The following is a 26,390-nucleotide window of genomic DNA, read 5'->3' on the forward strand; positions in this document are numbered from 1 at the left end:
GGACGGCTGGGGCCTCCCGCTTCGTCTTGCGGGCTGGTCAGGTCTGGGGTGGCAGTGGCCAGACGTACTGGTCGAGGAAGTCCTCCACGGCGGTGGCCATCTGCCCGATGGCCCCGGTGGAGGCGGCGAGCCGGCCTGGCACGTACAGGCCGTGGTCGGCGCCGTCGATCTCGAGTACGTGCGGGGTCAGCTCGCGGGCCAGGTCGCCGTCCCAGCTGGAGTCGGCTGTCCCGCCGATCAGGAGGAAGGGAGCGGTGGCCGCGCGCAGTGCTCCGGTCACCTCGGGGTGGCTGAGCAGCGGGGTGATCCATACCGCGGGCAGTGCGCGCTGGGCGGCCTGGATGGCCGCGCAGGTACCCAGCGACTTGCCGATCAGCAGGGGCGTGACCCCGGGATGTTCGGCGGCCAGGTCGTCGAGTACCTGCCGGGCCTGGGGATCCACCCAGCCGGCCCGTTCGTCACGGGTCAGGCGTCGTGCTTCGTCCGGGTCAGGCCACGAGTGTGCGCGGATCTCCGCGCCGCGCAGGTCGGCGGCGTCGGCTGCGTACATCAGGGTCGGGGCGTACGGGCCGAACTGGCTGCCGGGGAACACCACGGCCACCCGGGCGGGAAGGGGTTGCACCATCTGGCCAACCCTACCGGCCAGCCGACCGCCTGCTGCCATCGACCTTCTACGATCGATCAACCACGAGCGCATCCGCCCTTCTGATCCGGCCCAGGCCAGCCCGGGACCGGTCTTGCCCGCGGACATCGCCCAGCTCCGCTCCGAGTGCCAAAGCCGCCTCGAAATGGAGCTGAGCCTCTGTGAACCTGCCCAGCGCGGTTAGCACCTCACCCAGCCCGTTGAGCGCGTCCATTTCGCCCAGTCGCCCGCCGGACTCCCGGAACATGGCCAGAGCTCGCTCGTGGTGCTCTAGTGCCCGCTCCAGCTGGTGGAGGCCGGCGTAGGTCCGGCCCAGGTCGTCGTATCCGCTCGCCGTGCCGTCCAGGTAACCGGTCTGCTCGTATACCCGCATGGCCTGCTGGAGGTGGCCGAGTGCTTGGTGGAGCCGGCCGGACTGCCGGTACGCCCGGCCCATCTCGTGCAGCGTGATCGCCTCCAGTGGGCGGTGTCCTTCGGCACGGTGCTCGGTGAGGGCGAGGGTCAGCTGTTCGAGGGCTTCGTCCTCGCGGCCGGCCCGGCTCAGCGTCCAGCCGAGCGATGTCAGCGTCATGCCCCGGCTTCTGGGTAGCCTGCCGTCGTCTGCCAGCCCCAGATTGACCCGTAGCAGCCGCAACGCGTCCTCCGGCTGTCCCAGGCGCAGGAGAATGGGCGCGAGATTGTGCCTGGCGTGGAACGCGCTGAGCTGATCCCCGGCCAGTTCGGCCTGTTCGAGGGCGCGCAGGGCATGGTCCCGGGCGAGATCCGCCTGGCCGAGTTTGTAGTAGACGGGACTCAGATTGCCTTCGGTGTGCCGCTGGCCGTCCAGGTCGCCGCATGCGATGGCGACAGTCAGGGCCTCGCGCAGTTCGCTGACGGCACGCTCGTGCTGGCCGAGCCGGTACCGGAGAACGCCGGCTCTCGACAGCAGCCGGCCTCGGCTGACCTGGTCATCGATGTCTGTGGCGGCACGGAGGGCCTGCCTGCACGCCCGCAGCCCAGCCTCGAGCCGGCCGGTGCCCTCCAGGTGGCGGAGCAGCAGCCCCGTGAGCTCGACGGCATGGCGTGGCCAGCCCTGACTGGCCGCGTAGGCGATGCAGGACATCAGGTTGTCCAGCTCGGCGGTCAGCCAGGCGGTGGCGCGCTCCGGCGTCACCGGCCCCGGCGCGGCGGTGACTGCGGGGAATCGGTCGCGCCATTCCGGGTACAGCAGATAGACCGCCTGCGCCGCCGAGGACAGGTAGTGGTCGAGAAGCCGCGTCACGGCCGCGCTGTTGTTGCTGGGCGCCTGGTCGATGCCAGCTCGCTCGGCGGCGTAGGCGCGGGTGAGGTCGTGGAGCCGGTAACGGCCCGTCTCCTGCTGTTCGGCGAGGTATGCGGCTGTCAGTGCGTTCAGTCTGCTTCGTGCGTCTGCTGGCACGAGCCCGCAGAGTGCCGCCGTCGCGTTGACGTCGATGTCGGCCGCGGGGGCCAGCGCCAGCTGCCGCAGCATCTGTCGCAACTGGGGTGTCAGGCTCGCGTCGGTCAGGTCCAGAGCGGCTCGCAGGCCACCCTCCAGCGTCAGTGCGGTCAGCCGGTGTGGATAGTCGGCCATCGGCCAGTCAGGGTGGTCGCGGAGGTGCGCTCCGAGGACTGACAGGGCCAGTGGCAGATGGCCAGCGCGTTCGGCTACCTGCTGGGCGGCCGGGCGGTCGGCGCGGATGCGATCCGGGCCGGCGATGCCGCCGAGCAGGGCGAGAGATTCGCTGCTGGTGAGTGTGCCCACTGTGGCCTGGCTGCCGATCCGGCCCAGGCTGTTCCGGCTGGTGACTATCGCCAGGCAGCCGGGGGTGCCGGGCAGCAACGGCCGGATCTGCTCAAGGTGGGAGGCGTTGTCGAGCATGACCAGGGCCCCGGATCCGGCCAGCATTTCCCGGTAACGCCGGGATCGCTCTGCCAGCCCGGCCGGGATCCGTTCCCCGGCCACACCCAGCAAGAGCAGAAACGATTCCAGTACCGCCGCGGGGTCCGCCGGTGGCCACCGGGAGTCGTAGCCTCGCAGATTCACGAACAGCACTTTCTTGTACTGGTCGTCAGCGAGCAGTTCATGACCCAGCCGGACAGCCAGGGTGGTCTTTCCTGCTCCCGCCATTCCTGCGAGCACGAGGCACGGCGGGTGGGACTGGAGCCGCTGGCGGAGGCGAGTCAGCAGCCCGCGCCGGCCGACGAAGCCGGGGGCCTGCGCGGGCAGTGCCGTCGAGACCGTCACCTGGCCCGACGCTTCCGTGTTCACCAGTACCCTGCGGAGCGCCACCCGCCAGGCCTCGAGTTCTCCGGTGCCGGTCACCAGCTCGGCGACCAGGGCGTCCAGCAGTTCTGGGTTCGGCCGGCGGCGTCCCACGGCGAAGCAGTAGCCGACGGTGGCTCGGGCGGGCAGCTCGCTTTCCGGCCGGCCTGCCTGCTTCCACGCGACCCGGATCCGCTTGGTCAGCTGCGAGATGGACGGATTGCCTGCCCACGCCTTGAGCTCGCGCAACGCGAGGATGAAGTCGTCGGTGGTGCGGATGCGCATCGGATCCGGCATCGTCATCGCAGAACCTGCCCCCGTCCAAGTTCGTCCGAAGTCCGGCCGCCATCGCATCGACCCATGTCACTGTACCTGGGGAAGTGAGAGCCCCAGGGAGGTGACAATGAAGGCAACGATTTCCGGCGGCCTGCTGGCCGTGACGATGGTGCTCGGCGGGATCCTGTTCGCCGGTGCGACCCCGGCCGCAGCCGGCCACGGTTCTTCCGGCCACAAGCCGCGAGACCCTGGCATTGCCGGGACGGACCACAAGCCGCGTGATCGCGGCTTCGCCGGCCGGTTCGGCGGCTGAACGAGTCCAGGCGGTCAGTGTCAGTGGCTGAGGTAATTCATCGGAGGTGTTGCATGTTCGGCAAGTTTGGTGACCGGTTGCTCTCGGTGTTCGTGCCGCGGGTGACCGCTGCGGCCAAGGAGCTCTGCGGGGTGGAACCCTGCGGGCGCAAGGGCTGGCGGCTCTGCTGCGTGTACAGCGGCTGCGGCCCCTGCAGGTAGAAGCGGGTTCAGGCCATCCCAGGTGCGGCCTGGGGTGGCCNCCGGCCACTCCGGGCGCGTTCTAGCGGTCCTGTTTGAGGATGATGTCGGCGGCGCGGAGCCGGAATTCCGCGCGGGGCCGGCCGCCGGGGTGGGTGGCGGCGAGGAAGTGATGGCCGATGGCCAGGCAGAAGGCCAGCAGCGCGCGGGCCTCGATCTCGTCGGGGTCGTCGCAGAAGGTGCTGATCATCTCTCGGGCCAGGGCCATCCGCTTGTTGTCGACCCGGCGCAGGCGTCTGGCCACCCCCTTGTCGCGGCGAGCCCAGTCGCGGACGGCGAGGTCGATCGGCAGCAGCTCCTCGGACAGGGTGAGCTGGCCGGCGCGCCGGACCATGTCCTTCGGATCGCCACCCTCGCTCCTGACCTGGTTGATCACCTCGTCGGCTGCCCGCCGTTCCCAGCGGTCCAGCATCTCCTCGAGCAGCTGCTCTCGGTCCGCGAAGTAGCCGTAGAACCCGCCCTTGGTCACGCCGAGCGCCTTGGCGAGCGCCTCGACCCGCACGGCCTGTGGCCCGCCGGCGGCAAGCGCGGCCAGGCCCTGGTCGATCCACCGCTCGCGCGGGGTACGGGGTACGCCCATATACGTAACCGTACATCAGGGGGTAGGGTCCTCTTGTACGGATGCGTATAAGAGATGGGAGGAACGACATGAACAGGATGGCCATGTGGGCAGGTGGCTTCATGGTGTTCGTCGGCGCCGGTCACACCCTGATCGCCCTCGTACTGGTGCGCGGCCACATCGGCGGCTGGCTGAGCGGCGGCCTGTGGGGCTCGAACGGCCACCTGAGCAACCCGAGTACCGAGGTCGGGGCCTACTGGGTCTCGCTCTCCAGCTTCGGCCCAGTCATGGCGGTGCTCGGGTGCTGGGTGCTGGCGGTGGCCAGGAAGGGGCAGACGCCGCCGTCGTTCGTAGGGTGGGCGGTCGCGATCATGTCAGTGCTGGACCTGGCCATGACCGGACTGTCACCCGCCATCCTCAACGTCGCCGGCGGCATCATGCTCGCCATCGCCGCCCGCCGCGATGCGCCCCGCCGCCCGGCTGAAACCGCCAGGTGAACGACTGCGGCACACTCCAGTGGCCACGGCCACGGCACTCGCTGAGTGCGCACCACCCAACCTGGTCAGCGCTCCCTGTCGGAGCATCGCGGCAGCCTTCCGTGCCCGTTCCGAGCCTCTGGGCGGTGTCCATGCCATAGCCCGGAGCGCTGCGAGAATGGTGATCAGGGTGCTGGGAACTCGAGGGCTGCCGTCATCGCGAAGCCGGCCACGGCTGTCAGGATCAGCTTCCCCCGCCCCAGCATGCGTCTCATGGTACGAAGCCGCGCCGGTTCGTGCTGTCCTCAATGGTGCTGCCGTGATCGGGCGGGCACCTGGCCCCGGAGGTACAAAATCAAGGGTTAAGCCGCGCGACAGCATGTGGCGGCCGATCAGATGTCGAGGAAGATCCGGGCGAGTTCGGTGCGGTTGACGACGCCGAGTTTCGGGAACGCCCGGTACAGGTGGTGGCTGACGGTCTTGGGGCTGAGGAAGAGCTGGGCTGCGATCTCCCGGTTGGTGGCTCCGGCGGCCGCGAGCTGGACGACCTGGAGTTCCTGCGGGGTGAGCAGGCCGGCGGGGCTGGCCGGGCCGGTGCGCTCGATGGGCTCGCCCGCCGCGCGGAGTTCGGCGCGTGCCCGGCCGGCCCATGCCCGGGCCTCGATGCGCTCGAAGGCTGCCAGGGCTTCGCGGAGGACCCGGCGGGCGTCGCGCTTGCGGCGGTGCCTGCGCAGCCATTCGCCGTACACGAGCTGGGTGCGGGCCTGTTCGAAGGGCTGGCTGGCGTCCGCGTGGTGGGCGAGTGCCGCGGTGTAGTGCTCCTCGGCCTCGTCGTCGGCCGCGAGCAGCGCGCGGCAGCGGCGGACAACCGCGAGTGCGGTCGGCTGGGCATGCTGCGCTGTGGCCTCGGTGAACCGGGTGAAGGCCGCCACGGCCCTGCCCGGGTCTCCGGCCCGGCTGGCGGCCTCGGCGAGGTCGGGGGCGGTGTGCGTGGCTGCCAGTTCGCCGTGCTGGGCGGCCAGTTCGGTGAGCCGGTCCAGCGCCAGCGGGTACCGGCCCTGGCCGATGTCCAGCAGGCACAGCGCCCAGGCGGCCAGGGCTGCGTCGGCTCCGGTGGGCTGTTCGGTGAGGGTGGCCGCCGCCAGTTCGTGGCAGCCGGTCTCGTCGCCGATCATCGCTGCGGCCCAGGCTCCGGTACCGCGGAGCTTGCCCGTCACGTGCCGCACGTCCGTCGCCTCGGCCAGCCGGAGCGCCTCGCGGACGGCCGTGTGGGCCGCGCGGGGCCTGGCGGCGGCCATCAGGCCCTGGGCGCTGAGGAGCAGAGCCTCGGGGAGCAGCCCGGCGCAGCCGTCACGCCGGCAGGCCGCGACCAGGTCGGCTGCGTTGCTGGCCGCTTCGGTGTAGTCGTAGAGCAGGTTCACGAGGTACGCGACGTCGAGCTGCTCGGCCAGCCCGATCGGGTGCAGCCGGAGGGCGGCCTGAATGTCCTGGTAGGAGGGCAGGGGATCGGCGGGGGCCTGGCCGGTCAGGTACCCGCCGATCCGCTCGGCCAGCGCCAGCAGCCGCCGGAGTGGATGCTCGCCGGGCAGCGCGGACGCAGCGATCAGCTCCATGACACGGGGCACCGGCGTGGCGGCCGCGTAGCCGATGCGCACTGCCCGGATCAGGTACTGGGCCGCCTGCTCCGGCAGCGCGACCGTGGCGGCCTCGATCAGCAGGTCACCGGCCGCCTGCGGGTGCCCGCGCTCGAAGCTGAGCCGCGCCCGGGCCGCCAGTGTCGCCGGGTCACCTGCTTCGCCGGGCAGCTCGGGTATCCGGTCGTCGGCCATTCGCGGCGCGCGCGTACCAGCCTCCGGAATGCCGGGCGCGGCGAACGTGCCGTCGGCGAAGAAGACCAGCACCACACCCTCGGCGTGCAGCCGGCGGGCCGCGAACAGCAGAGCCGAAGCCGACAGCGGGTCGAGCCATTGGGCGTCCTGCACGACGCACAACAGCGGCTGACCAGCCGCCAGGTCCGACAGCAGCGACAACAGCCCGAGTCCGATCAGGAACCGCTCGTCGGGCGAGCCGGCCGGCCTGGCCTGGCCGAGCGCCCCGCGCAGCGCGCCGGCCTGCGGCTCGGGGAGCGCGGCGATCGCGGGCAGGTGGGTGTGCAGGAGCATGTGCAGGCCCGCGTACGGCAGGTCGGACTCCTCGGCGACCGCCGTCATCCGCAGCACCAGGGTTCCGGGCGGTGCCTGCCAGCCGGCTGCCGGTCCGCGTACCACCACGGCGCTGCTCACGCCCTGTGCGGCCTGCTCGATCAGCGCGGAGATCGTGGTCGTGTCGGTCACGCCGGACAACGTATCGGACGCGCTCCCCGCCAAGATCACCAGGAACATGTCCGATACCCCGGGGTACCGGCTCAGCCATAGCGTCTGGTGTGTAGCGGGAACCACTCACTCCAGCAGGAGATGGCAATCATGGAAACGGTCATCGGGATCACCGGTCTGACCAAGAAGTTCGGCCGGACCCGGGCACTGGACGGGCTCGACCTCACTGTCCGGGCCGGCGAGGTGCACGGGCTGCTCGGCCCGAACGGCGCGGGCAAGTCCACCACCATCCGTACCCTGCTCGGCCTGATCCGGGCCGACGGCGGGCAGGTCAGCCTGTTCGGCGGCGACCCGTGGCGCGACGGCCCGGCGCTGCACAGGCGGATCGCGTACGTGCCGGGCGATGTGGCTCTCTGGCCGAATCTCACCGGCGGCGAGGCCCTCGACCTGCTGGCCAGGCTGCGCGGCGGCGACGACCCGCGGCGCCGCTCCGAACTGCTCGGCCTGTTCGAACTGGACCCGAGGAAGAAGGCCCGGGCCTACTCGAAGGGCAACCGGCAGAAGGTCGCACTGGTCTCGGCGTTCGCCTCGCGGGCCGACCTGCTGATCCTCGACGAGCCGACCTCCGGGCTGGACCCCGTGATGGAGGCCATCTTCCAGCGGTGTGTCGCCGCCGAACGCGACAACGGCCGGACCGTCCTGCTGTCCAGCCACATTCTCGCCGAGGTCGAGGCGTTGTGTGACCGGGTGAGCATCGTACGGGCCGGGCGGACCGCCGAGTCCGGAACGCTCGCGGCCCTGCGCTCCACCGCAGGTGCCGGCGCCACGATCGAAGAACTCTTCCTCCGCCACTACACGACGGCCCACCAGGCCGTGACCGGAGAGGCTGACGCGCGATGACCGGCACCGGGCTTCTCATCCGGCTGATCGTCCGCCGGGAACGCTGGATCCTTCCACTGTGGACCGCACTGCTGGTGCTGATGACTGCCGGCCAGGCCAAGCGGTACGCCAGCACATTCCCCGACCCTGGTTCCCTGGCGGCGTTCGCCGCGCAGATGGCCGACAACCGGGCACTGCTCGCCTTCGCCGGCCGCATCTACGAACCCTCGGCCGGCGGGCTGGTCGCCTGGCGGATCGGCGACACCATCTACACGCTGATCGGCCTGATGGCCATCCTGACCGTCGTCCGGCACACCAGGGCCGAAGAGGACAGTGGCCGCGCCGACCTGGTCGGGGCCGGCATCGTCGGACGGTACGCGCCGCTGGCAGCCTCGCTGACCGTCTCCACAGCGGCCAGCATCGTCACTGGCCTGCTCACGGCGCTCGGCACGATGAGCATCGGAGCGGGCGGCGCGTTCGCCTTCGGGCTCGGCATCGCCGTGGCCGGTACCTTCTTCGGCGCCGTGGCCGCCGTCGCCGCCCAGCTCACCAGTGACGCCCGCAGCGCCATCGGGCTGGCCAGCGCGGTCCTCGGGCTCGGGTACCTGCTCCGCTTCGGCGCGGACGCCAGCGGCGCCGAATGGCTCAAGTGGCTGTCCCCGCAGGGCTGGAGTCACCTGATCCGGCCGTTCGCGGACACGAACCCGGCCCCCGCCCTGCTCGGCCTGGTACTGGCCGCCGCCTGCTGCGCGCTGGCCGGATGGCTGCGCGGTCGCCGCGACCTCGGCCTCGGCCTGATCCCGCAACGGCTCGGGCCGGCGGCCAACCCGGCACTGACCGGCCCCTTCGCCCTGGCGTGGCGCCAGCAGCGCGGCCTGCTCGGCGGCTGGACGGCGGCGTTCGCCATCGCGGGCCTGTTCTTCGGCGCGCTGGCCACCTCGATCCCCGGCATGACGTCCGGCGGGCCCGCCGCACAGGAGTTCTTCCGCCGGTTCGCCGAGGGCGACAACGCCTCGATGACCGACGCGTACCTCTGGCTGACCGCGCTGAGTCTCGGCTACGTCGCGGCGCTCTACCCGATGCTCGCCGTGCTGCGGCTCCGCGCCGAGGAGAGCAACGGGCTGACCGAGCTGCTGCTCGCCACTCCGATGACCCGGGTCCGCATGGCCGGAGCACAGTTCGCGGTCGCCGCGGCCGGCACGGTGGTCGTACTGCTGGCCGCCGGTGTGACGATGGGCGCGGCGGCCGGGGACATGTGGCGGGTCCTCGGCGCGGTCCTGCTCCAGGCTCCGGCGGTGCTGCTGATCGGGTCGGTGTCGGCGCTCGCGTTCGGGCTGCTGCCGAGGGCCGCGGCCGGGATCTCCTGGGCGGTGTTCTTCTTCGTGAACCTCTTCGGCGAGGTACTCGGCCCGATCATGAAGATCGACTACTGGATCGCCAACCTCGTGGTGCCCTTCCACCACCTGCCCAAGGTCCTCTCCGGCGGGCAGTGGGCAGCGGGCCCGGTCCTGGCGATGACCACGATCACCCTGGCCATCGGCTGCGCGGCCCTGGCGGCCTACCGCCGCCGCGACGTGGTCTGACGCGAGAGACCCGGCCCGGCCATCGACCAAGCCAGACCAGCGCCCGGACGAGGACCCCAGCCAGAGGTCCTCGTCCGGGCGCTTCGCGGCGGACGGGATCCCGCGTCCGGGGAAATGGAATAGCGACCGTCACTGCGCCTGCGTGCTTCAGGAGCTGGCGAGATCCGGCGGGGTACGGTTCCTGGGCGCTCGACGGCTGGCTTAAGGAGTACACGTGAACACCGCCGACGGTAATACGGTTCTGGTCAACGCCGTGAGTTCCGCGCTCGACGAGTCCGGGGCCGATCCCGCGCTGATCCTGCGGGTTCTCGAAGAGGAGGCGTGGCGGAGTTTCACCACCCCCGACGGGGAAGAGGTGAGCCATGACCGCTTCGACTCGTTCGTCACCGCCGCGCGGCCCGAGGGGCTGGGAGTGGGGATCCCGGATCTCGTCCGGTTCGCCGCCGGAGACCCCGAGACGCTGGGGCTGATGGCTGCCGCGCTGGGAGTTCACCCCGCTGACCTGGTACCCGCCGGCTCCGAGCCCGCCTTCCCGCAGCCCGCTGCGGCCGCCGCTGATCCGGTCGACGAGGACGCCCGCCACTTCGGCCGGTACATGCGAGCCGGAGGCTGGCTGTTCGGGCTCCTGGTGGCCAGGAACGTGCGCCCAGGATCGGAGGGTTCCGAGCGGGACGCCAAGGTGTCCATCGCCGACTTCGCCCTCAGGGCCGGTTGCTCGAAGGACCGGGTCAGCCGGTACTACCACGCCTGGGAACGCGCCGCGGACGCCGGCGTCGTCCCCGCCTTCGGCGACCTGACGCCGGGAATCGACATCGAGCTTCCCGAGCCGGAGCTGTGGTCGGAGTACTTCACCTCCTACGAGCGGGGCAGCGAACGCCGGGAGAACATCGCCGAGCAGGCGACGGCCGACGGGACGAGTTACGGGGACGCCGTACGGGCCGCCGAGCACCCCAGCGCCCTGCGGACCGCGATCCTCGCCGACTTCAAGACCGCCGAGGCCGCCCGGCAGGCGCTGGTGGACAGGCTGGACAAGGACGAGGCTCTGCAGGTACTCCTCGCACGCGACATCGCCGCGATGCCGGAGATGAGGAAGGCGGTGGCCGAGGAGGCCAAGCGCACCGACCAGGCGGAGTACGTCCGCAAGGTCGCCGAGTCGGGTAAGGCCCGCATCCCCTCCGGCGAGATCGCGCTGCCCGCCGCCGCAGTCCAGCACATCGCCGAGCAGCTCCCGGCCGAGGTCAGCTCGGAGGACGTCGCCGTCGCGTACGAGACGGTCCAGGCTCTCATCGCCGAGGCTGTGGAGGCAGACCCCGAGGTGCAGCTCCAGGAACGCCGGCACAAGTTCCGGAAGGCGATCGTGTCCTCGGCCAAGCAGATCGAGTCGATCGACCAGGACGGCGTGGCCGACCTCGCCGACGACGAGCTCCGGGAGACCATCATCGCCCTGCAGGAAAGGATCAATGCCCTGGCCAGCCAGCTGGCGCACACCGGCCGCCTGCAGGCAGCCTGAGGGCGGCGGGCACGCGGGCGGCGCGGGAAGTCCCTAGACTCGCCGGAATGATCTCTCCGACAGCACGCGAGCTGGCCGAGTACTTTCTCGCGGCCCAGCACCCCCGCACCCTGCCGTGGGCGGCGGAGGACACCAGGCTCGACCTCCTCACGGAGCAGCGCGAGGTCGACGTGCTCCTGGCCGCTGACCTGTCGATCGCCGCGACCCGTGCCGGGCATTTCGCGCCCGGCCAGCCGCCAGAGGCCCTGCTCAACCAGTGGGCCGCCGTGGAGGGCGACGACAGCCCGGACGGCCTGCACGCCATGCTGAGCATGCGGTACGAGGGGCTCGACCCCAGCAAGCCGTTCGTCGACGCCACGGTGCTGAGCAGGCCGTTCACGGCAGCCGACCTGCCGGCGCTGGCGGAGGCGGCTGTGCGGGCCTACGGCGCTCTCCAGCCCCGGTACCTGCGGCTGTGGAGCGCCGAGCCCGCCGGCCACTTCGCCGGCACCGGCCCGGACAAGCGCTTCCTCGCCGCGCCGGTCGCGGACCTCCGGGCGGGCGGGCCGATGCCCGCCGAGCTCGGGATCGCCAGGGCGACCTCGGTGGAGCACTACGCCGAGGCCAGCGCCGCCTACGCCGCCCTGGCCGCCCAGCACCCGGACCATCCCGGGCAGGCCACCATCCAGGACCTTGAGGATCTGGAGGAGAACCTCGCCGAGGGCCACCTGTTCGACGTCACGGCCGGCGGCCAGTGGGCCGGGTACCTGGCGGTGAGCACCGAGGGGGAGAGCCTCGGACTGCCGGCCTACGTCGTCCAGGAACTCATGCTGGCGACCCGGTTCCGGGGGCGCGGCTACGGGCAGCACCTGACCACGCTGCTCGCCAGGGCGCTGCCGGAGCCGGAACGGGTCCTCCTCGGCACCATCCACGCCAGCAACCGGGGAGCGCGGCACGCCGCCGAGCGGTCGGGCCGGGTGGACGTGGGCGGCTGGGTGCAGGTCCCGCTCCGCTAGCCGTCTCCGCCTGCCCGTCAGGCGACCGTGATGACGACCTTGGCCCGGGCGTGCTCCGCCTCCATGTACCGGATGGCGTCCGGCACCTGGCTGAGCGTGTACCTGCGGTCGATCACCGGCCGCAGCTTCCCCGCCTCCACGAGCTGCCTGAGCGCGCCCAGCTCACGGGCCGGCGAGACCCCTTCCAGGATCCGGACTCGCCGGCTGCTCACCTTGGCCCTGATGAAGAGCCCCATCGGGCCGAGGACGCTGTTGCGGCCGTTGCCGGAGTTGCCGCCGCCGGACAGTACGGCGACCCCGGCCGGGGTCAGCGGGCGGCGCAGCTCGGCCAGTGACCGATTGCCGACGAGGTCGAAGACGACGTCGTAGGGGCCTGTGGCCGTGAAGTCCGCGCGGGTGTAGTCGACGACGTGGTCAGCGCCGGCCGAGCGGACGAGGTCGGCGTTTCCGGTGCGGCAGACCGCTGTCACGGTACAGCCGAAGCTCTTGGCGATCTGGATGGCGAAGGTCCCCACCCCGCCGGAAGCCCCGTTGATCAGCACGTGCTGCCCTGGCTGGACCTGGGCGGTGTCGCGCAGGCCGCGCAGGGCTGTCGCCCCGGCCATCGGCAGGGCCGCGGCCTCCTCCAGGCTGATGCCCGCCGGCTTGTGCTCCGCGTCGGCTTCGGGAACGCAGGCGTACTCGGCGAAGGCCCCGTCGGCCGGGCAGAGGTCACCGAACACCTCGTCGCCGGGCCGGAACCTGGTCACCCCGGCCCCGGTTTCCTTCACCACCCCGGCGAAGTCGCTGCCCCGGATCGTGGTCCGGGGCGCCTTCCAGCCGAGCTGCGGTGCCATCGCCCGGGCCAGGAGCGGGTCTCCGCGCAGGAAGTGCCAGTCGCGGGCGTTGATCGAGGCTGCCCTGACCCGGACGAGCAGCTGGCCGGGCCCCGGCGCCGGCTTGGGGATCTCGCGCAGCTCCAGCACGTCTGGCGGGCCGTAACGGTCCTGGACTATCGCCTTCACGGGGGGCTCCTCGGTAATTCTTACGTTGTAAGTCTTACGCCGTAAGGCTAGCCGTACACCGTAAGGTGGTCAAGGTGACAGAGACGAGAACCGCCCTCACCAGGGAACGGGTGCTGCGGGCCGCGATCGCGCTGGCCGACGAGGGTGGCATCGCCGCGGTGACGATGCGGCGGATGGCCGAGAACCTCGGCGCGGAGGCGATGTCGCTCTACTACCACGTGTCGAACAAGGAGGACGTCCTCGACGGCATGGTGGAGCTGCTCGGCCAGGAGATCAACGAGATCACCAGCCGGATCAGTGGTACGCCGGACGCGCAGGGCTGGCGGGCCGTCGCGCGCCAGCGCATCCTGGCCGCCCGTGAGGTGCTCCTCCGGCACCGCTGGGCACCGGGAGTCCTGGCGACGCGCACGTCGATCAGCCCGTCCGTCGCGAAGTACCACGACGGGCTGATCGGGCTCATGCGGTCAGACGGCGTGTCCTTCGACCTCATTCACCACGGCCTGCACGCCCTGGGCAGCCGGGCGCTGGGCTTCGCGCAGGAGCTGTTCGACCCGGGCAACGGCCCCGTCGACGAGAGCGTCATCACGGCGATGGCACCCGAGCTGCCGAACATCGCGGCGATGCTGGCCGAGGTCGCGCACGACGATCCGGAGTCCACACTGGGCTGGTGCGACGACCAGACCGAGTTCGAGTTCTCTCTCGACCTCATCCTGGAGGGAATCGAGGCCAGGGCGCGGGCGGCGTGACGACGGCGCGGGTCAGGGGCGTGGCCGGAGGGTCAGCTCGGTGAGGACAGCGTCGCGGGGCGTGCCGAGCGCGTGGACGATCGCAGCGGCGACGGTGTCGGGGTCGATGTAGTCGCCGGGGTGGTATGCGCCACCTTCCTGACCGCGTACCTGCTGCTGCATGGCCGTGGCTGTCCGTCCAGGGTAGACGGAGGTGACGGCCAGCTCGGGTTCCTCGGCGCGGAGCGCGTCGGCGAAGGCGCGGAGCCCGTGCTTGCTGGCGGCGTAGGCTGCCCAGTTCGGGTGGGCGTGCAGGCCGGCACCGGAGTTGACGAAGATGACCCGGCCACGGGCCTGCCGGAGGGCTGGCAGGGCGATCCTGGTCAGTTCGGCGACGGATACCAGGTTCACGGTGAGCTGCCGCGTCCACTGCGCGACGGTGAGTTCTTCAGTGCGCCCGAGGTCGATGACGCCCGCGCTGTGCACGATGCTGTCCAGCTGGCCGGGGAGACCGTGCAGCCCGGCGAGAGTGGCTGGTTCGGCGAGGTCGGCGACGAGGACGCTGGCACCGGGAAACTCCGCTCCGAGGGCCTCAGCCCGCCCGGGCGAGCGGGCCACCAGCCAGAGGTCGTCACCTCGCTGCTGGAGCCGCCGGGCCACGGCCGCGCCGATACCCGAACCCGCGCCGGTGATCAGATGAGCTGGCATCACAGTCTCCCTCTCCGGCTGCCTGCGGACGCTGCGGCTATTTGATCACGCCGGACTCCGGCCGTGTTCGGGGGAGCGGGGCATCGGCTGCGACATCCGCCTGCCGCTGCTCGGCGAGGGCGCTGGTGTCGCGGGGCGGGAGGCCGGGTCCGGCGTCACCGGGCTGGCCGGCCGCGATCGCCCGCGCCCGGTGCAGTACGGCGTCGAGCTTCGCGCCGAGCAGGATCGCGAGGTTGGAGATCCACAGCCAGACCAGGAACACGATGACGCCGCCGAGCGCGCCGTACGTCTTGTTGTACGAGCCGAAGCGCGCGGCGTAGAAGGCGAACCCGGCGGAGGCCGCGCCCCACAGCAGGACAGCGAGCAGCCCGCCCGGCGTGACCCACCGGAGGCCACGCTGGCGGGCGTTGGGAGCGGCCCAGTACAGGAGGGTGATGATCGTGGTCATCAGCAGCACCAGTACCGGCCACTTCGCGATGGCCCACGTGGTGCGGGCGGCCGGCCCGGCGTCCAGGAGGTCACCGGCCACCGTGGCGAGCCGGCCGGTGAGGACGACGATCACGGCCGACGCCGCGAACAGGATCCCCACGGCGAGGGTGATGCCGAGCCGCAACGGCAGCACCTTCCACATAGGACGGCCCTCCGGCACGCCGAAGATGACGTTCGCGGCTCGCATGAACGCGCCCACGTATCCCGTCGCCGACCACAGCGCCACTGCCAGGCTGATCAGGGCGACGGTGCCCGCTGTCTGTTTCGCCTCGCGCAGGCCGGCGATCGCGGAGTTGAGTATCTCCTGCGCCTCGGCCGGCGCGATGACGGTCAGGTTGTCGACCAGTGGCTGGGTACTGCCCGCGTCGAGATACCCGAGGGCCGCGACCAGGAGGATCAGGCCGGGAAACATCGACAGCACGCCGTAGTAGGTCAGCGCGGCGGCCCAGTCGGCGAGATTGTCGCTGGAGAACTCGCGTCCGGTACGCCACAGCACCCGCAGCCACTCCCGCCGGCTCAGAGCGAGCGGCCCCGCCGATTCTGGCATCTGTCCTCTCCTCCCACAGTTACGGAACACCGGTCACGGAGTACTTCTGTCCTCTCAGGACACAGGATCGCGGCGGCGATCGTCCAGGACGACCTTCACCGCGGCAGCGACCGGCACGGCCATGAGCACGCCGGCCAGGCCCAGAAGTGCCCCGCCGAACAGGCCAGTGAGCAGGACGACCAGGGCTGGCAGGTTCGCGGCGTCGCGCAGGACGCGCGGGGCGATCACATAGTTCTCCAGTTGCTGGTACAGCAGGAAGAACAGGGCCACGACGATCGCGTCTGGCCAGAGACCGCCGCTGAATGCGGCGACCGCCACGCTGGCAGCCGCGCCCAGCAGCGCGCCGACGAGCGGGATCAGGTCGGTGACCGCGACGATCACGGCGAGAACGGCCGCGTACGGCACATCCAGCAGCACGAGCACGGGCAGGGCCGCCACTCCGGCGATGGCCGAGATGATCAGATTGCCGATCATGTACGCACCGACCTTGTCCACGACCACCGCGACGACCCGCGCGGCTGCCGGACGGCTGGCGGGCGGGAACAGCGCGACGACACCGCGCCGGATCCTCGGCAGGTCGAGCATGAAGTACACGGTCAGCACGGCTGCCAGCAGCGCCGAGGCCAGGCCGCCGAGCAGCCGCCCGCCCCAGGCCAGCAGCCACGGCCCCGCCTTGCCCGGCAGATCACCGAGCAGGGACGAGACCTGCCCGGTGAGGTGGAGCCGGTCGCCGAGGTCCCGGACGGCCCGGGACTGCTCCCTCGCGGTCTCCAGATAGGCCGGGAGGTTCCCGGCGAGCCTGCCGCCCTGGTCGATCAGGATCGGCACTACCGAGGCCACGAACCCGGCGATCAGCAGGAACACGCTACCGGCGGTCACAGCCACCGCCCAGGGCCGCGGCAGCCGGTGCCTGCACAGCCATCGCACCACCGGATCCAGGCTGACCGCCGCGAACAGCGCGACCCCGGCCAGTGTCAGCAGCCCCCGGATGGCCAGCAGGCCCTGCGCCGCTGCCCAGACCGCCAGGCCGCTGGCGGTGGCGACTGCCGACAGTGCTGCCACCCGCCGGATCTGTACCCCGGTAACCCAGGGCCGGCCGTCCTCAGCGGAGGCCGGCCCTGGTTCGTCGCCCTGCTCGGAAACGCTCGTGCCCGGCTCCGTGTTCACTGCCATTGTCTGCTCCATGTGGCCTGCGGCCGGCGTGCCGGGACAGGGTGGGTGTCACGCCCTGCGGCTGCCCACCGCCGCTGCGACGCCGACGCCGGCCGCCGCGAGCACTACCTGGATCGCGATCTCGATCCAGTCCACGCCCGCCGTCTCGACCACGCCCAGCGCCCGGGCGATCGCGGTACCGGCGAGCGCGGCGAGGATGCCCAGGACGACGGTCAGCCACAGCGGCACCGCCTGCCTGCCGGGCAGTACCAAGCGGCCGAGCGCACCGATCAGCAGTCCGATCAGTACAGCCGACACGATCCCAGTGATAGTCATGGCGCTCCTTCCCTCGGCGAACCCGGCACTCAGCCGATCTGGCCGCGCCAGCCGCCAGTCGCCTCGCCGCGTCGTTCGATAAAGGTCTTGAACCGCTCCAGGTCACCCTGCACCCGGCGGCTGATCAGGCCGAGCGCGTCGCCGGCCTTCTCGGCCAGGCCCTCCGGTTCGATGTCCATCTGTGCTGTCACGGTCGTGCGGTGCTCGCCCTGCTGGGCGAAAGTGACGATGCCCGCGTGCCGGGGACCGTTCACCGAAGCCCACGACACTCTCCGGTCCGGCACCTGCTCGAGGATCACCGCGTCGAACTCGCGGCGCACGCCACCGATGCTGACCCTCCAATGAGTATGGTCGTCGCCCTGCTGCACGACGGAGTCCACACCCTCCATGAACTGCGGGAATTCCTCGAACTGGGTCCACTGGTCATACACCGCGCGCACCGGCAGTTCCACGTCGACCGACTCGGTCACGACACTCATCACTCACCTCCGTAGCTGATGCCGGAGGTGTACCCGGCTGGGAGGTAACCCAACCGCCGGCAGCGTTCACTCCGGCGGGGGAGGCCGCTCACCAGCGCAGGTGAGGCCGTAGGAGCCCCGGTCCACAAGAGTCAGTGGCATGACCGCTCCTCTGAAAGTCGCTGCTGTGCCGACCACCGATCGGCCCGCTCCCGCGTGGGCGGTCCGGCTCGCCCACGCGATCCCGCTTCTGCTGCTGCCGCAGTGCCTGTGGCGGCTGCCGTTCGCGTTCGACTACCGGATGGGCATGATCATCGACGAGCCGCGCGGCTGGTTCTGGTGGACGCCGTTGTACGTGCTGGGACTCAGCGTCGTCAGCGAGGCCCTGGCCCTGCTCAGCCTCGGGCTGGTCCGCTGGTGGGGCGAGGTCGTACCCGCCTGGGTCCCGCTGCTCGGCGGCAGGCGGATCCCGCCGTACGCCGCGATCGTCCCCGCGACGCTCGGCGGCATCGGTGCCACGATCTTCTGGCTGCCGAGCGTGCTGTCCTGGCTGGGTCTCGCCGATCCCGGGGCCGGGTACGAGGGCCTCGGCTGGGAGATCCTCGCCAAGGTCTGCATCGCACCCGGAACCCTGTGGGGCCCGCTGGTCCTGGTGCTCACCGTCGCGTACGCCATCCGGCGCCGCAGGTCGCGGTGAAGGAGGCCGTCAGGTGACCCAGCCAGCCCGGAAGGCGAGTACGACGAGCTGCGCGCGGTCCCTGGCACCGAGCTTGCCCATCACGCGGCTGACGTGGGTGCGGGCCGTGGCGGGGCTCATGCCGAGGCGGCCGGCGATCTCGTGGTTGCTCAGGCCCTCGCCGACCAGGGCCATCACCTCGCGTTCGCGCTCGGTGAGGGTGCCCAGCGCCGGATGGGGATCGGCTCTGGGCACCGGACGGCCGGCGACCTCGCGGATCAGCCGCCGGGTCACCGAGGGCGACAGCAGCGCCCCGCCGTCGGTGACGGTACGGATGGCCTGCACGAGATCCGCGGGGCTGGTGTCCTTGAGCAGGAACCCGCTGGCCCCGTTGCGCAGCGCGTCGAAGACGTACTCGTCCACTTCGAACGTCGTCACGACGATCACCCGGACATCCGCGAGTTCCGGATCGGTGGTGATCCGGCGGGTGGCTTCGAGGCCGTCCACTCCCGGCATCCGGATGTCCATCAGCACCACGTCGGGCCGGAGGTCGCGGGCGGCGGCCACGGCTGCCAGCCCGTCGGCGGCCTCGCCGGCGAGGTCCAGGTCGTCCTCGTTGCTGATCAGGACACGCAGGCCGACCCGGACGAGCTGCTGGTCGTCGGCGACCAGGACCCGGATCACGCGTGGTCTCCGCACGGCAGCGTGGCCCTGACCTCGAAGGACTCCCCGGCCAGGCCGGCGGAGAACGTCCCGCCCAGCGCTGTGGCCCGTTCCCGCATCCCGGCGAGGCCGAGCCCTCCGGCACGCGGGGGAAGGGCAGGCGACGGGTTGGTCACCGTCACGTCGACGGCTGCGGGCCGATAGCAGATCCGCACAAGAGCAGTTTCGCCTGTACCGTGCCGGAGCGCGTTGGTCAGGGCTTCCTGCACGATCCGGTACCCGGCGAGGTCCACAGTGGCCGGCAGGCTGTCAGGCCGTTCGCCCCGGATGCCGAGCTCAACCGTCAGCCCGGCCAGAGCCATCCGCCCCCTGATCGCCTCCAGGTCGCCCAGCCCCTGGGCCGGTACGGCGGAGCGGACGACGTTCAGGGTGGCCCGCAGCTCGGCGAGGGCACCGGCACTGGTCTCGCTGATCGCGGCGAGGGCGGTGGCGGCGTGGGCCGGCTGGCGTTCCAGGACGTGCAGGGCGATGTCGGCCTGCATCTTGATCGCGGCCAGCCCGTGCCCGACGACGTCGTGTACCTCCCGGGCCACCAGCAGCCGCTCGTCCATCACCCGGCGGTGCAGTGCCTCGGCCCGGTCGCGCTCGGCGACCCTGCGGTTCAGGAGTACTGTGCGCCCGGCCGCGTACGGCACGACCACCCACGCGGTACCGGGCACCAGGCCGAGCAGCCCCGGCAGGGAGGCCGGATGAGTGAGGAGGTGGCTGAGCAGTACCACCAGTGCGATCCCGGCAGCCGGGACCGACCGGGCCAGCGGCTCACGACCGGCCACTGTGTACACCGCGACGCAGAACGTGAACAGGACCGGGCCGTATGGGTAGCCCATGAGCAGGTAAGCGGTGACCACCACCGTGTTCGCGCCGAGTACGGCCAGCGGGCTGACCCGCCGCGCGCACAGCACCAGCCCGGCAGCCACCGCCAGGCCAAGCCCCCACCCATCGGCCTCCCGATCGGCAGGACTGTACTGATCGGTGATCAGGACGCCGGCGGCCCCGGCGCAGGCGAGCAGCACACCCACGCCGTAGTCCGCGAGCCGCGACCGGGTCAGCAGGGAAGCCACCGGCTCAGCCTATCCGCCGCCGCGTCCGGCCCCACGGTTTGTACACCGTCAGCACCGTGGCGACCAGCAGGGCCGCCATCGACACGGCCGGCGGCATGAACAGGTGCTCGGGAAGAGTCGCAGCCCGCCCAGCGGCCACCGCCTCCCCGTACTCCGCCGCCGCGGCCAGCCCGGGCCTGAGCAGGAACACGATCAGTCCGCTGAGGACCACGTTGAGGACGAGCTTGACGGTGACCCACCAGTACTTCACCAGCCCGTACTTGGAGCCAAGCCCGAGCACGACCCCGCTGACCAGGCTCACGAGACTCGAAACGATCAGCGGCCAGATCGCGAAGATCCCGATCGCCTGGTAGCAGAGGGCTGCCGTGGCGTCCGAGGCGGTGAACTCGGCCGTGAACACCAGGATCGCCAGCGCCACGTCCACACCGAGCCACACGCAGATCGCCACGATGTGCAGCAGGAGTACCGCCTTACGGGCCGGCCCGCCGAGCCGGAAGGAAACCGTCATGCGCCGATCGTGCCGCCGCACCCGCCCCGACACATCCGGCCGTCGGCGCAGCCCCGGCTACGTCACCGGGCGTACGGGATCAGCGCGGAGTCAGGGCCTGATCAGGGCCGGCTGCCAGACTGGGTACACGAAAGAAAGCAGCAAGGAACTGGGAGAGGTCCCCGTAGTGGCCTATCGGGATCTGGGCTCCGGCTCGGAGGGGTCGCAAGACCCCCGCAGGTTCGAATCCTGCCCTCTCCGCCACGAGACATCTCGAATAGCCGGCGGAAAAGGATTGCCAGGGCCTCCGTCGTTGCCTATGGTTGGCCCATCGCTTGAGGGAAGACCGCATTCTGAGGAGGGAAGACATGTCACAGCTCGTCGCCACCAGCTGGCAGCGCATCGCTGTGAGCGGCGATTTCGCCGCGCACATGTCCTACCGATCCTCCGGACACTATTCCGTTGTGAGCATGGACCCCCAGCCGTCCCTGAGCCAGCCGCGTCTGGCCAGCTGGGCGGCGACGGGCAGGTGGCAGGCGTAGCGCATCCAGCGTTGCCGCCACCGCCCGGTCCTTCTCGGACAGGGCGGTTTTTCTTTTCCCCGGTTCGCGCCCCACGCGGACGGGTTCCACACAAGCGGGTGTAGCTCAACTGGCAGAGCACCAGCCTCCAAATCTGGCGGTTGCGGGTTCGATTCCTGCCGCCCGTGCAATAGCAGCAATAGCCGCTCCCTGCGGCTAATTGTTTCTTGAGAATTCCACAGTGAATGGCATGAAAGAAAGCAGGTACGTGCCGTGCTGATGGCATTTGCCAGTTCGCGGGGTGCTGTGGTCGTCCGGCGGGTCCATCACCCCCGCCGGCCGGCCTGGCACACAGCAGAGCACGTCGCGGAGGGGTGGCCGAGTCTGGTCTAAGGCGCGCCCCTGCTAAGGGCGAGGCGGCCCAATGGGTCCGCCCGCGGGTTCGAATCCCGCCCCCTCCACTCAGTACGAAGAAGTACCGTTCAGCACGACATGCCCTGGTGGCTCAGCGGACAGAGCGCCGGCCTACGAAGCCGGAGGCCCAGGTTCGATTCCTGGCCGGGGTACGCATCGGGTGGAGTCCATCGCATCCGACCGAGGAGGAGCCAGCCGACAGATGGCGACGGCCACCGTCTCGAAAACGGTTGGGGACGAGAGTCCCGTGGCGGTTCGACCCCGCCTTCCTCCGCGCACCGCACCATGCCGTTCACTGTGGACTTCCCTGTGGCCGGGCCATCGGATTCGATCCGGTGGCCCGGCCACAGGTGTCTCGGCATCTCAGGGTCAGGCGAGGGTGAGGCTGTCGAGCAGGAAGTCGGTCTGGAGACTGGCGTCCTCGGAGCTCACGAACTTCAGCGTCACCGTCTTGCCCCGGTAGCTGGCCAGGCTGACGGTGCGGGCGACGTAGGAACCGCTCGGGTTGACGTTCGAGAACGTCGCGAGCGTTGTCGTCGTCGAGCCGTCGATGACCTGGACCTTGAAGGTGTCGTACACCGTGCTGCCGGTCTCCTTGGTCACGATCCGCAGGTGGTAGCCGAGGCTGGCGTTGCCGGTGGTGGGTACGGCGATCTGCTGGGTGATCGAGTCGGTGTTGGTGACACCGTTGCCGCCGAACCAGGAGTACCAGGAGCCGGCCTGGGCCGGGTAGCTGCTCCAGTTGCCGATCACGCCGCCGACAACAGTCCAGTTGGCGGTGCCGCTCTCGAAGCCGCCGTTGGTGAGCGGGCCGCCCTGGGCGATCCGGTAGTCGATGGTGTGGGCGTAGACCAGGTCACGGGCCGCCGTGGAGGTGCTCTGGCCGGTGAGCGGCCGGTCGTCGTTGAAGTACTCGCGGAACGAGCTCGACTGGTACTGCCGCATCAGGTTGAACGTGCCGGCCGGCCCGCCGTCGACGTTGCGCCACAGGTCGATCAGGGAACCCGCCACCCGGCACTCGACCTGGTCGCCGTTCTCGATGTTGGTCCGGCTGGCCGGCTTGGACGGGTCGAACCAGTTGGTGTCCATCAGGTTCACGGACTCGCCGGTCGGCCAGTAGAACATGCCGTCGCCCTTGGCGTAGCCGGTGATGGCGTTGGCGAAGCCCTCGGTCCACGCGCAGGACGAGCCGGAGCGCCTGTGCAGGTAGTGCGGGCTCGGGCAGTCCGACGGCGGCCACCACCGGTTGTACAGCAGGTCCATGAAGGCGTGCCCGGCCTCGTGGAGGACCAGGTGCTCGGAGTCCGGGTCGGCGTCGGCGAGGGCGACGTACCGGCCGGACGGCGAGAAGTACGTGCCGTCGGTGCTGCCCGGCTGCCAGTGGATCGTGATCTTGGTGCAGTTGCTGGACTCGCGGGCCGTCCAGCAGTTCGTGCCGGAGGACCGGATGAACCACAGGTAGTTGACCGCGTCGAAGGCGTGCCAGCCGCGCATGTTGGTGCTGGTCGGCGACGTGGTGCCGAAGTCGGCGTCGGTACCGGACGGCAAGTTGCTCTTCGCCGTTGTCGTCACCGTGTACACCGTGCTGCCGGCGTTGTTGGTCACGCGCCAGACGCTGGAGTCGGCGGTGAACTTGACCTGTACCTGGTACATGGTGCTCACCGGCGCGGTGAAGCACAGGTTGTACCGGCCGTCGGCCACGGCGGTGAGCCCGGTCGCGTACGTGGTCAGGCTGGCCGACGACGTCGTCTTGCCCTGCACGGCGACCGGGATGTTGCGCCCGGCCAGCCAGGCCCCGGTCTTGTCAGCCACCGTGAACTGGCCAGTGGCGCAGATCTGCCCGGGCGGCGCCAGCGCGGGAGCAAGGCGCGGCGCGACCGTCGTGATCCCGCCGTCCTCAGTGGACGCGATCCCTGCGGCGGAGGCCTTGGCGCCGACCGTGAACTCGGCCGAGCCGTGGGCGGAACGCTCCTGGTCCGGCTGGCCGGCGTCGGTGACATCCGCCTGGATCTGTGCCGGCCCGGCGGCCAGCGCGGTGACCCGCAGGGTGACGGTCCGGCCCTTGGTGTTCAGGGCGAAACCCTGCTCGGTGAGCCGGTCCAGGCCGACCTGACGCGCAGCCGCCAGGCCCGTCCCGGCAGTGTCGATCCGGAGCGTGTCAGAGAACCGCACGCTGAGCCGGGCCGAGGCCACCGATACCTGCGAACGCACCCGGATCCGGACCGTGGCCGACTCGCCGACAGCGGGGAGCCGGTCGAGGCTGACCTCTGCTGCCACGCACTTCGGCGCGGCCTCACTGTGCGCGGAGGTGGTGAACGAGCAGGCCGTGGCCGCCGGCGACGCGGCTGCGAGGGTGGCCGGCGCGAGTCCGGCGCCGAGCGCCAGGATCGCGGTGAGGGACAACTGTCTGATGTGGCGCATGAGGGGTCCTTTCCCGTCCGGCCGGGCGAGGGGTGCCCGGCCAGGGAGAGGCCATCATGAATGAACGCTGAACCTTAGTGCAATATCACACATCGCCAACGGCACATCCCCGACTCCGGACCCGACATATTGGACGAAATGTGGAACAGTCGGTGATGTTCCTGCCGCGTACCGTGAAGCCGCTGGCCCGTACCGGCGGCCGTCCGATATGGATCTGCGGGCCGGTGCCCGGCCGTACCCTTCGGTATATTTGCGGTGCATCGAAGGGGGTGGAGGTCCACGTGAGACTGGGGCGGCACGTCAGGGCGTTCCGGATCTGGGCGCTCCAGCAGCTCAGGCCGAAGGTGGTCGCCGCGGCCGTCCTGATCGCGGTGCTGGCGGGTGTGCTGCTGTGGGACGCGCGCAACGTGGAGCGCTTCGGGGAGAACCTGGCGCTCAACCTCGGAGCTGACCTGTTCGGCGCGATCGTCGTCATCTTCGTGATCACGCCGCTGATCACCCGGGGCCTGAACGGCCGGGTGCGCGAGCACCTGCGTCTCGACTACGACTGGTTCACCGACCAGGTCTTCCACGCGACGTCCGACGTGCGGATCCTCGACACGTTCTCCGGGCTGCTCGACCGGCCGGGGACGACGCGGTTCCTGCGGGCGCTGCAGCAGGCGATGTCCCGGCACGCCGCCGTCCGGATCCTGATCCTCGACCCCGACTCGCTCGCCGCAGCCCAGCGGACCTCCGAGCTCGGCAGCGAGACGAGCCTGCTCGACGTGCGGACGGAGATCCTGCGCAACGTGCGGGTGCTCAGCCAGTTCCAGGCCGGCCTGAGCGAGCGGTCGCGGCAGCGGTTCGAGGTGCGGTTCTACAGTGCTTCCGCCTCAGTGACCATGTACCGGTGGGACGACCGTGCGCTCGTGTCCTTCCTCCCGATCGGCCGGCTGTCCGGTGATGGCACGCAGCTGGAGGTTCAGGTGGCCTCGCCGCTGGGTACCTTCGTCAGTGAACGCTTCACCGAGCTGTGGCGGCACGGCGTGCCGATGACGGACTTCATGGCGATCACGCTGGTGCTGCGCGACACGTCGGGGGAGCGCCACGTCGGCTGCGAGTACGTGCGCGCGGACGGGCACTACTACGTCATGGACTCCTACGTGCTGGCCCACCTGGCCGGAGCGCGGGACGACGAGGTCAGGGCGAACCTGGCGCACGACCTGTCGGCCCAGTACACGCTGGAACTGGTGCCCGGCGAGTCGAGCCTGCACGCGGACCTGGTGACGCACTATAGAGCGAAGTACGACCGCTCGGGACACTCGTTTGTACTCTTGAGGCCTGAGCAGCCTGCCGAGGGGGCATCATACCGACGAGGTTCCGGGCGCTGACCGAGCGCTCGTTAGACGAGATCCTGCACCGTGCCGGACTTTCCGCTGATCAACGGCTCGCCCTTCGCGCCGTTGCGGCGGTTTTTCCTTTCCGGACGAACGAGTACGTGGTCGACCACCTGATCGACTGGCAGGCGGCGGCCGAGGACCCGATCTTCCGCCTCACGTTCCCGCAGGCCGGCATGCTGGCGCCCGCCGACCTGGCCAGGATGACCGCGCTGCTGCGCGAGGACGCCCCGGCGGTGGCTGTCCGGGCCGCCGCGCAGGAGATCAGGGCCCGGATGAACCCGCATCCGGCCGGGCAGGTCGCGCTCAACGAGCCGGCGCTCGGCGGCGAGCAGCTGCCGGGGCTCCAGCACAAGTACGCCGAGACGCTGCTGGTGTTTCCCCGGCCGGGGCAGACCTGCCACGCCTACTGCCAGTACTGCTTCCGGTGGCCGCAGTTCGTCGGCGATCCGGAGATGAAGATCGCGACGGACGACGTGGCGTCGATGGTGGCCTACGTACGGGCGCACCCGGAGATCACCGACGTGCTGATCACAGGTGGCGATCCGCTGATCATGACGGCGGAGGTGCTGGCGCGCTACATCCGGCCGCTGCTGGCCCTCGACCAGGTCTCCTCGATCCGGATCGGCACGAAGTCCCTGGCCTTCTGGCCACACCGGGTGGTCAGCGACCCCGACGCGGACGAGCTGCTGCGCCTGTTCGAGTCGGTGACCGCCAGCGGCCGCCACCTCGCGATCATGGCGCACATGTCCCACGCCCGCGAGCTGTCCACAGAGGTCTCCCGGCTAGCCGTCAGCCGGATCCGCTCGACGGGCGCCGTGATCCGCTGCCAGGCCCCGATGATCCGGGGCATCAACGACGACCCGGCCGTCCTCGTGGACCTGTGGCGGACGATGGTCCGGCTCGGCACGATCCCGTACTACCTGTTCGTCGAGCGCGACACCGGCCCGCACGACCACTTCGCCGTGCCGTTGCAGCGGGCGTACGAGGTCTTCCGCTCGGCGTACGCGCAGGTTTCGGGGCTGGCCCGGACGGTGCGGGGGCCGGTCATGTCCGCCACGCCCGGCAAGGTGATCATCGACGGGGTCGCGGAGATCGGCGGGGAGGACGTGTTCGTCCTGAGGTACCTCCAGGCCCGCGATCCCGGTCTCGTCGGCAGGCCGTTCTTCGCCGCGCTGGACCCGGCAGCGACCTGGTTCACGGACCTCAAGCCGGCCAGGGGCCTGCCCGACCTGCTGTCCTGA

Annotated in this window: 23 protein-coding genes, 5 tRNA genes and 1 pseudogene; 15 read left to right on the plus strand and 14 right to left on the minus strand. The window is 70.7% G+C overall.

The features are described 5' to 3' along the window. Positions 1-37: 37 nt before the first annotated feature. Both A3G1_RS0129745 and A3G1_RS39185 read right to left on the minus strand, forming a co-directional pair. Complete coding sequence (locus A3G1_RS0129745; RefSeq protein WP_040480129.1) at positions 38-625, minus strand: hypothetical protein; 588 nt, start codon at positions 623-625, stop codon at positions 38-40. 46 nt (positions 626-671) lie between these two features. Further along, positions 672-3,209, minus strand: coding sequence for an ATP-binding protein (locus A3G1_RS39185; protein ID WP_026212663.1), 2,538 nt, complete (start codon positions 3,207-3,209; stop codon positions 672-674). 100 nt (positions 3,210-3,309) lie between these two features. Between A3G1_RS39185 and A3G1_RS0129755 the strand changes: the two genes are divergently transcribed. Then, the gene (locus tag A3G1_RS0129755) at positions 3,310-3,495 is read left to right on the plus strand and encodes a hypothetical protein (protein ID WP_018353163.1); all 186 of its coding nucleotides are present in this window, start codon (positions 3,310-3,312) and stop codon (positions 3,493-3,495) included. Between the two features lie 261 nt (positions 3,496-3,756). On the opposite strand, the gene A3G1_RS0129765 is transcribed toward A3G1_RS0129755, so the two are convergent. Then, positions 3,757-4,314 carry a TetR/AcrR family transcriptional regulator gene (locus A3G1_RS0129765; RefSeq protein ID WP_018353165.1) on the minus strand — a complete coding sequence of 186 codons (558 nt, stop codon included), beginning with the start codon at positions 4,312-4,314 and terminating at the stop codon, positions 3,757-3,759. A 68-nt stretch (positions 4,315-4,382) separates the two neighbouring features. On the opposite strand from A3G1_RS0129765, the gene A3G1_RS37475 reads away from it, so the two are divergent. Further along, positions 4,383-4,790 carry a DUF6463 family protein gene (locus tag A3G1_RS37475; protein ID WP_018353166.1) on the plus strand — a complete coding sequence of 136 codons (408 nt, stop codon included), beginning with the start codon at positions 4,383-4,385 and terminating at the stop codon, positions 4,788-4,790. A gap of 371 nt (positions 4,791-5,161) precedes the next feature. On the opposite strand, the gene A3G1_RS0129780 is transcribed toward A3G1_RS37475, so the two are convergent. Next, positions 5,162-7,102, minus strand: coding sequence for a helix-turn-helix domain-containing protein (locus A3G1_RS0129780; RefSeq protein WP_157641488.1), 1,941 nt, complete (start codon positions 7,100-7,102; stop codon positions 5,162-5,164). A gap of 129 nt (positions 7,103-7,231) precedes the next feature. Here A3G1_RS0129780 and A3G1_RS37480 point away from each other — a divergent pair. The 4 genes and pseudogenes from A3G1_RS37480 to A3G1_RS37490 form a co-directional block, all read left to right on the plus strand. Continuing rightward, positions 7,232-7,915, plus strand: a pseudogene (locus A3G1_RS37480) (ABC transporter ATP-binding protein); the annotation flags it as partial. 62 nt (positions 7,916-7,977) lie between these two features. Beyond that, entirely contained in the window at positions 7,978-9,543 is a 1,566-nt protein-coding gene (locus A3G1_RS0129790) for an ABC transporter permease (RefSeq protein ID WP_018353169.1), read from the plus strand. 214 nt (positions 9,544-9,757) lie between these two features. Further along, on the plus strand, positions 9,758-11,053 hold the full coding sequence (locus A3G1_RS37485) for a hypothetical protein (protein ID WP_018353170.1): 1,296 nt from the start codon (positions 9,758-9,760) through the stop codon (positions 11,051-11,053). Between the two features lie 47 nt (positions 11,054-11,100). Beyond that, on the plus strand, positions 11,101-12,048 hold the full coding sequence (locus A3G1_RS37490) for a GNAT family N-acetyltransferase (RefSeq protein ID WP_018353171.1): 948 nt from the start codon (positions 11,101-11,103) through the stop codon (positions 12,046-12,048). Between the two features lie 17 nt (positions 12,049-12,065). Here the strand turns inward: A3G1_RS37490 and A3G1_RS0129805 are convergent, their stop codons facing one another. Further along, positions 12,066-13,052: an NAD(P)-dependent alcohol dehydrogenase gene (locus tag A3G1_RS0129805; RefSeq protein WP_018353172.1), complete on the minus strand. Its 987-nt coding sequence runs from the start codon at positions 13,050-13,052 to the stop codon at positions 12,066-12,068. Positions 13,053-13,126: 74 nt separating this feature from the next. Here A3G1_RS0129805 and A3G1_RS0129810 point away from each other — a divergent pair, with 74 nt between their 5' ends. Continuing rightward, positions 13,127-13,798, plus strand: a complete 672-nt coding sequence (locus A3G1_RS0129810) for a TetR/AcrR family transcriptional regulator (protein ID WP_083937191.1) — start codon at positions 13,127-13,129, stop codon at positions 13,796-13,798. Positions 13,799-13,810: 12 nt separating this feature from the next. Here A3G1_RS0129810 and A3G1_RS0129815 read toward each other — a convergent pair whose 3' ends face one another. The 5 genes from A3G1_RS0129815 to A3G1_RS0129835 are packed head-to-tail and all read right to left on the minus strand — an operon-like array spanning position 13,811 to position 17,488. Next, entirely contained in the window at positions 13,811-14,485 is a 675-nt protein-coding gene (locus A3G1_RS0129815) for an SDR family oxidoreductase (RefSeq protein ID WP_018353174.1), read from the minus strand. A 37-nt stretch (positions 14,486-14,522) separates the two neighbouring features. Beyond that, a complete protein-coding gene (locus A3G1_RS0129820; RefSeq protein ID WP_018353175.1) occupies positions 14,523-15,521 on the minus strand; it encodes a YihY/virulence factor BrkB family protein in 999 nt (332 codons plus the stop codon). Between the two features lie 54 nt (positions 15,522-15,575). After that, a complete protein-coding gene (locus A3G1_RS37495) occupies positions 15,576-16,694 on the minus strand; it encodes an AI-2E family transporter (protein WP_018353176.1) in 1,119 nt (372 codons plus the stop codon). A gap of 48 nt (positions 16,695-16,742) precedes the next feature. Further along, the gene (locus tag A3G1_RS0129830) at positions 16,743-17,009 is read right to left on the minus strand and encodes a GlsB/YeaQ/YmgE family stress response membrane protein (protein ID WP_018353177.1); all 267 of its coding nucleotides are present in this window, start codon (positions 17,007-17,009) and stop codon (positions 16,743-16,745) included. A gap of 29 nt (positions 17,010-17,038) precedes the next feature. Next, positions 17,039-17,488 carry an SRPBCC family protein gene (locus A3G1_RS0129835; protein ID WP_018353178.1) on the minus strand — a complete coding sequence of 150 codons (450 nt, stop codon included), beginning with the start codon at positions 17,486-17,488 and terminating at the stop codon, positions 17,039-17,041. 139 nt (positions 17,489-17,627) lie between these two features. Between A3G1_RS0129835 and A3G1_RS0129840 the strand changes: the two genes are divergently transcribed. Further along, positions 17,628-18,164, plus strand: a complete 537-nt coding sequence (locus tag A3G1_RS0129840; RefSeq protein ID WP_018353179.1) for a hypothetical protein — start codon at positions 17,628-17,630, stop codon at positions 18,162-18,164. A 9-nt stretch (positions 18,165-18,173) separates the two neighbouring features. Here A3G1_RS0129840 and A3G1_RS0129845 read toward each other — a convergent pair whose 3' ends face one another. Genes A3G1_RS0129845 through A3G1_RS0129855 form a run of 3 tightly spaced genes read right to left on the minus strand, consistent with a single transcriptional unit; the run spans position 18,174 to position 20,435 of the window. After that, entirely contained in the window at positions 18,174-18,827 is a 654-nt protein-coding gene (locus A3G1_RS0129845; protein ID WP_018353180.1) for a response regulator, read from the minus strand. Next, positions 18,824-19,927 carry a sensor histidine kinase gene (locus A3G1_RS37500; protein WP_018353181.1) on the minus strand — a complete coding sequence of 368 codons (1,104 nt, stop codon included), beginning with the start codon at positions 19,925-19,927 and terminating at the stop codon, positions 18,824-18,826. Before A3G1_RS37500 ends, A3G1_RS0129845 begins: the two co-directional genes overlap by 4 nt. Positions 19,928-19,931: 4 nt before the next feature. Then, positions 19,932-20,435 carry a hypothetical protein gene (locus A3G1_RS0129855; protein WP_018353182.1) on the minus strand — a complete coding sequence of 168 codons (504 nt, stop codon included), beginning with the start codon at positions 20,433-20,435 and terminating at the stop codon, positions 19,932-19,934. 151 nt (positions 20,436-20,586) lie between these two features. On the opposite strand from A3G1_RS0129855, the gene A3G1_RS40965 reads away from it, so the two are divergent. The 5 genes from A3G1_RS40965 to A3G1_RS40970 all read left to right on the plus strand — a co-directional run bounded on the left by A3G1_RS40965 (position 20,587) and on the right by A3G1_RS40970 (position 21,623). Beyond that, positions 20,587-20,678, plus strand: a tRNA-Arg gene (locus A3G1_RS40965). Between the two features lie 372 nt (positions 20,679-21,050). Further along, positions 21,051-21,123, plus strand: a tRNA-Trp gene (locus tag A3G1_RS0129865). Positions 21,124-21,303: 180 nt separating this feature from the next. Next, a tRNA-Ser gene (locus A3G1_RS0129870) sits at positions 21,304-21,396 on the plus strand. A gap of 33 nt (positions 21,397-21,429) precedes the next feature. Further along, positions 21,430-21,501, plus strand: a tRNA-Arg gene (locus A3G1_RS0129875). Positions 21,502-21,533: 32 nt separating this feature from the next. After that, a tRNA-Ser gene (locus A3G1_RS40970) sits at positions 21,534-21,623 on the plus strand. Between the two features lie 95 nt (positions 21,624-21,718). Here A3G1_RS40970 and A3G1_RS0129880 read toward each other — a convergent pair. Then, positions 21,719-23,770 (minus strand): hypothetical protein, encoded by a 2,052-nt coding sequence (locus A3G1_RS0129880; RefSeq protein WP_018353184.1) that lies wholly within the window; start codon positions 23,768-23,770, stop codon positions 21,719-21,721. 281 nt (positions 23,771-24,051) lie between these two features. Between A3G1_RS0129880 and A3G1_RS39190 the strand changes: the two genes are divergently transcribed. After that, positions 24,052-25,140: a hypothetical protein gene (locus tag A3G1_RS39190; RefSeq protein ID WP_018353185.1), complete on the plus strand. Its 1,089-nt coding sequence runs from the start codon at positions 24,052-24,054 to the stop codon at positions 25,138-25,140. Positions 25,141-25,247: 107 nt separating this feature from the next. Continuing rightward, positions 25,248-26,390: a KamA family radical SAM protein gene (locus A3G1_RS0129890; protein ID WP_018353186.1), complete on the plus strand. Its 1,143-nt coding sequence runs from the start codon at positions 25,248-25,250 to the stop codon at positions 26,388-26,390.

The sequence above is a fragment of the Longispora albida DSM 44784 genome, assembly GCF_000379825.1.
In the GTDB taxonomy this organism is placed as follows: domain Bacteria; phylum Actinomycetota; class Actinomycetes; order Mycobacteriales; family Micromonosporaceae; genus Longispora; species Longispora albida.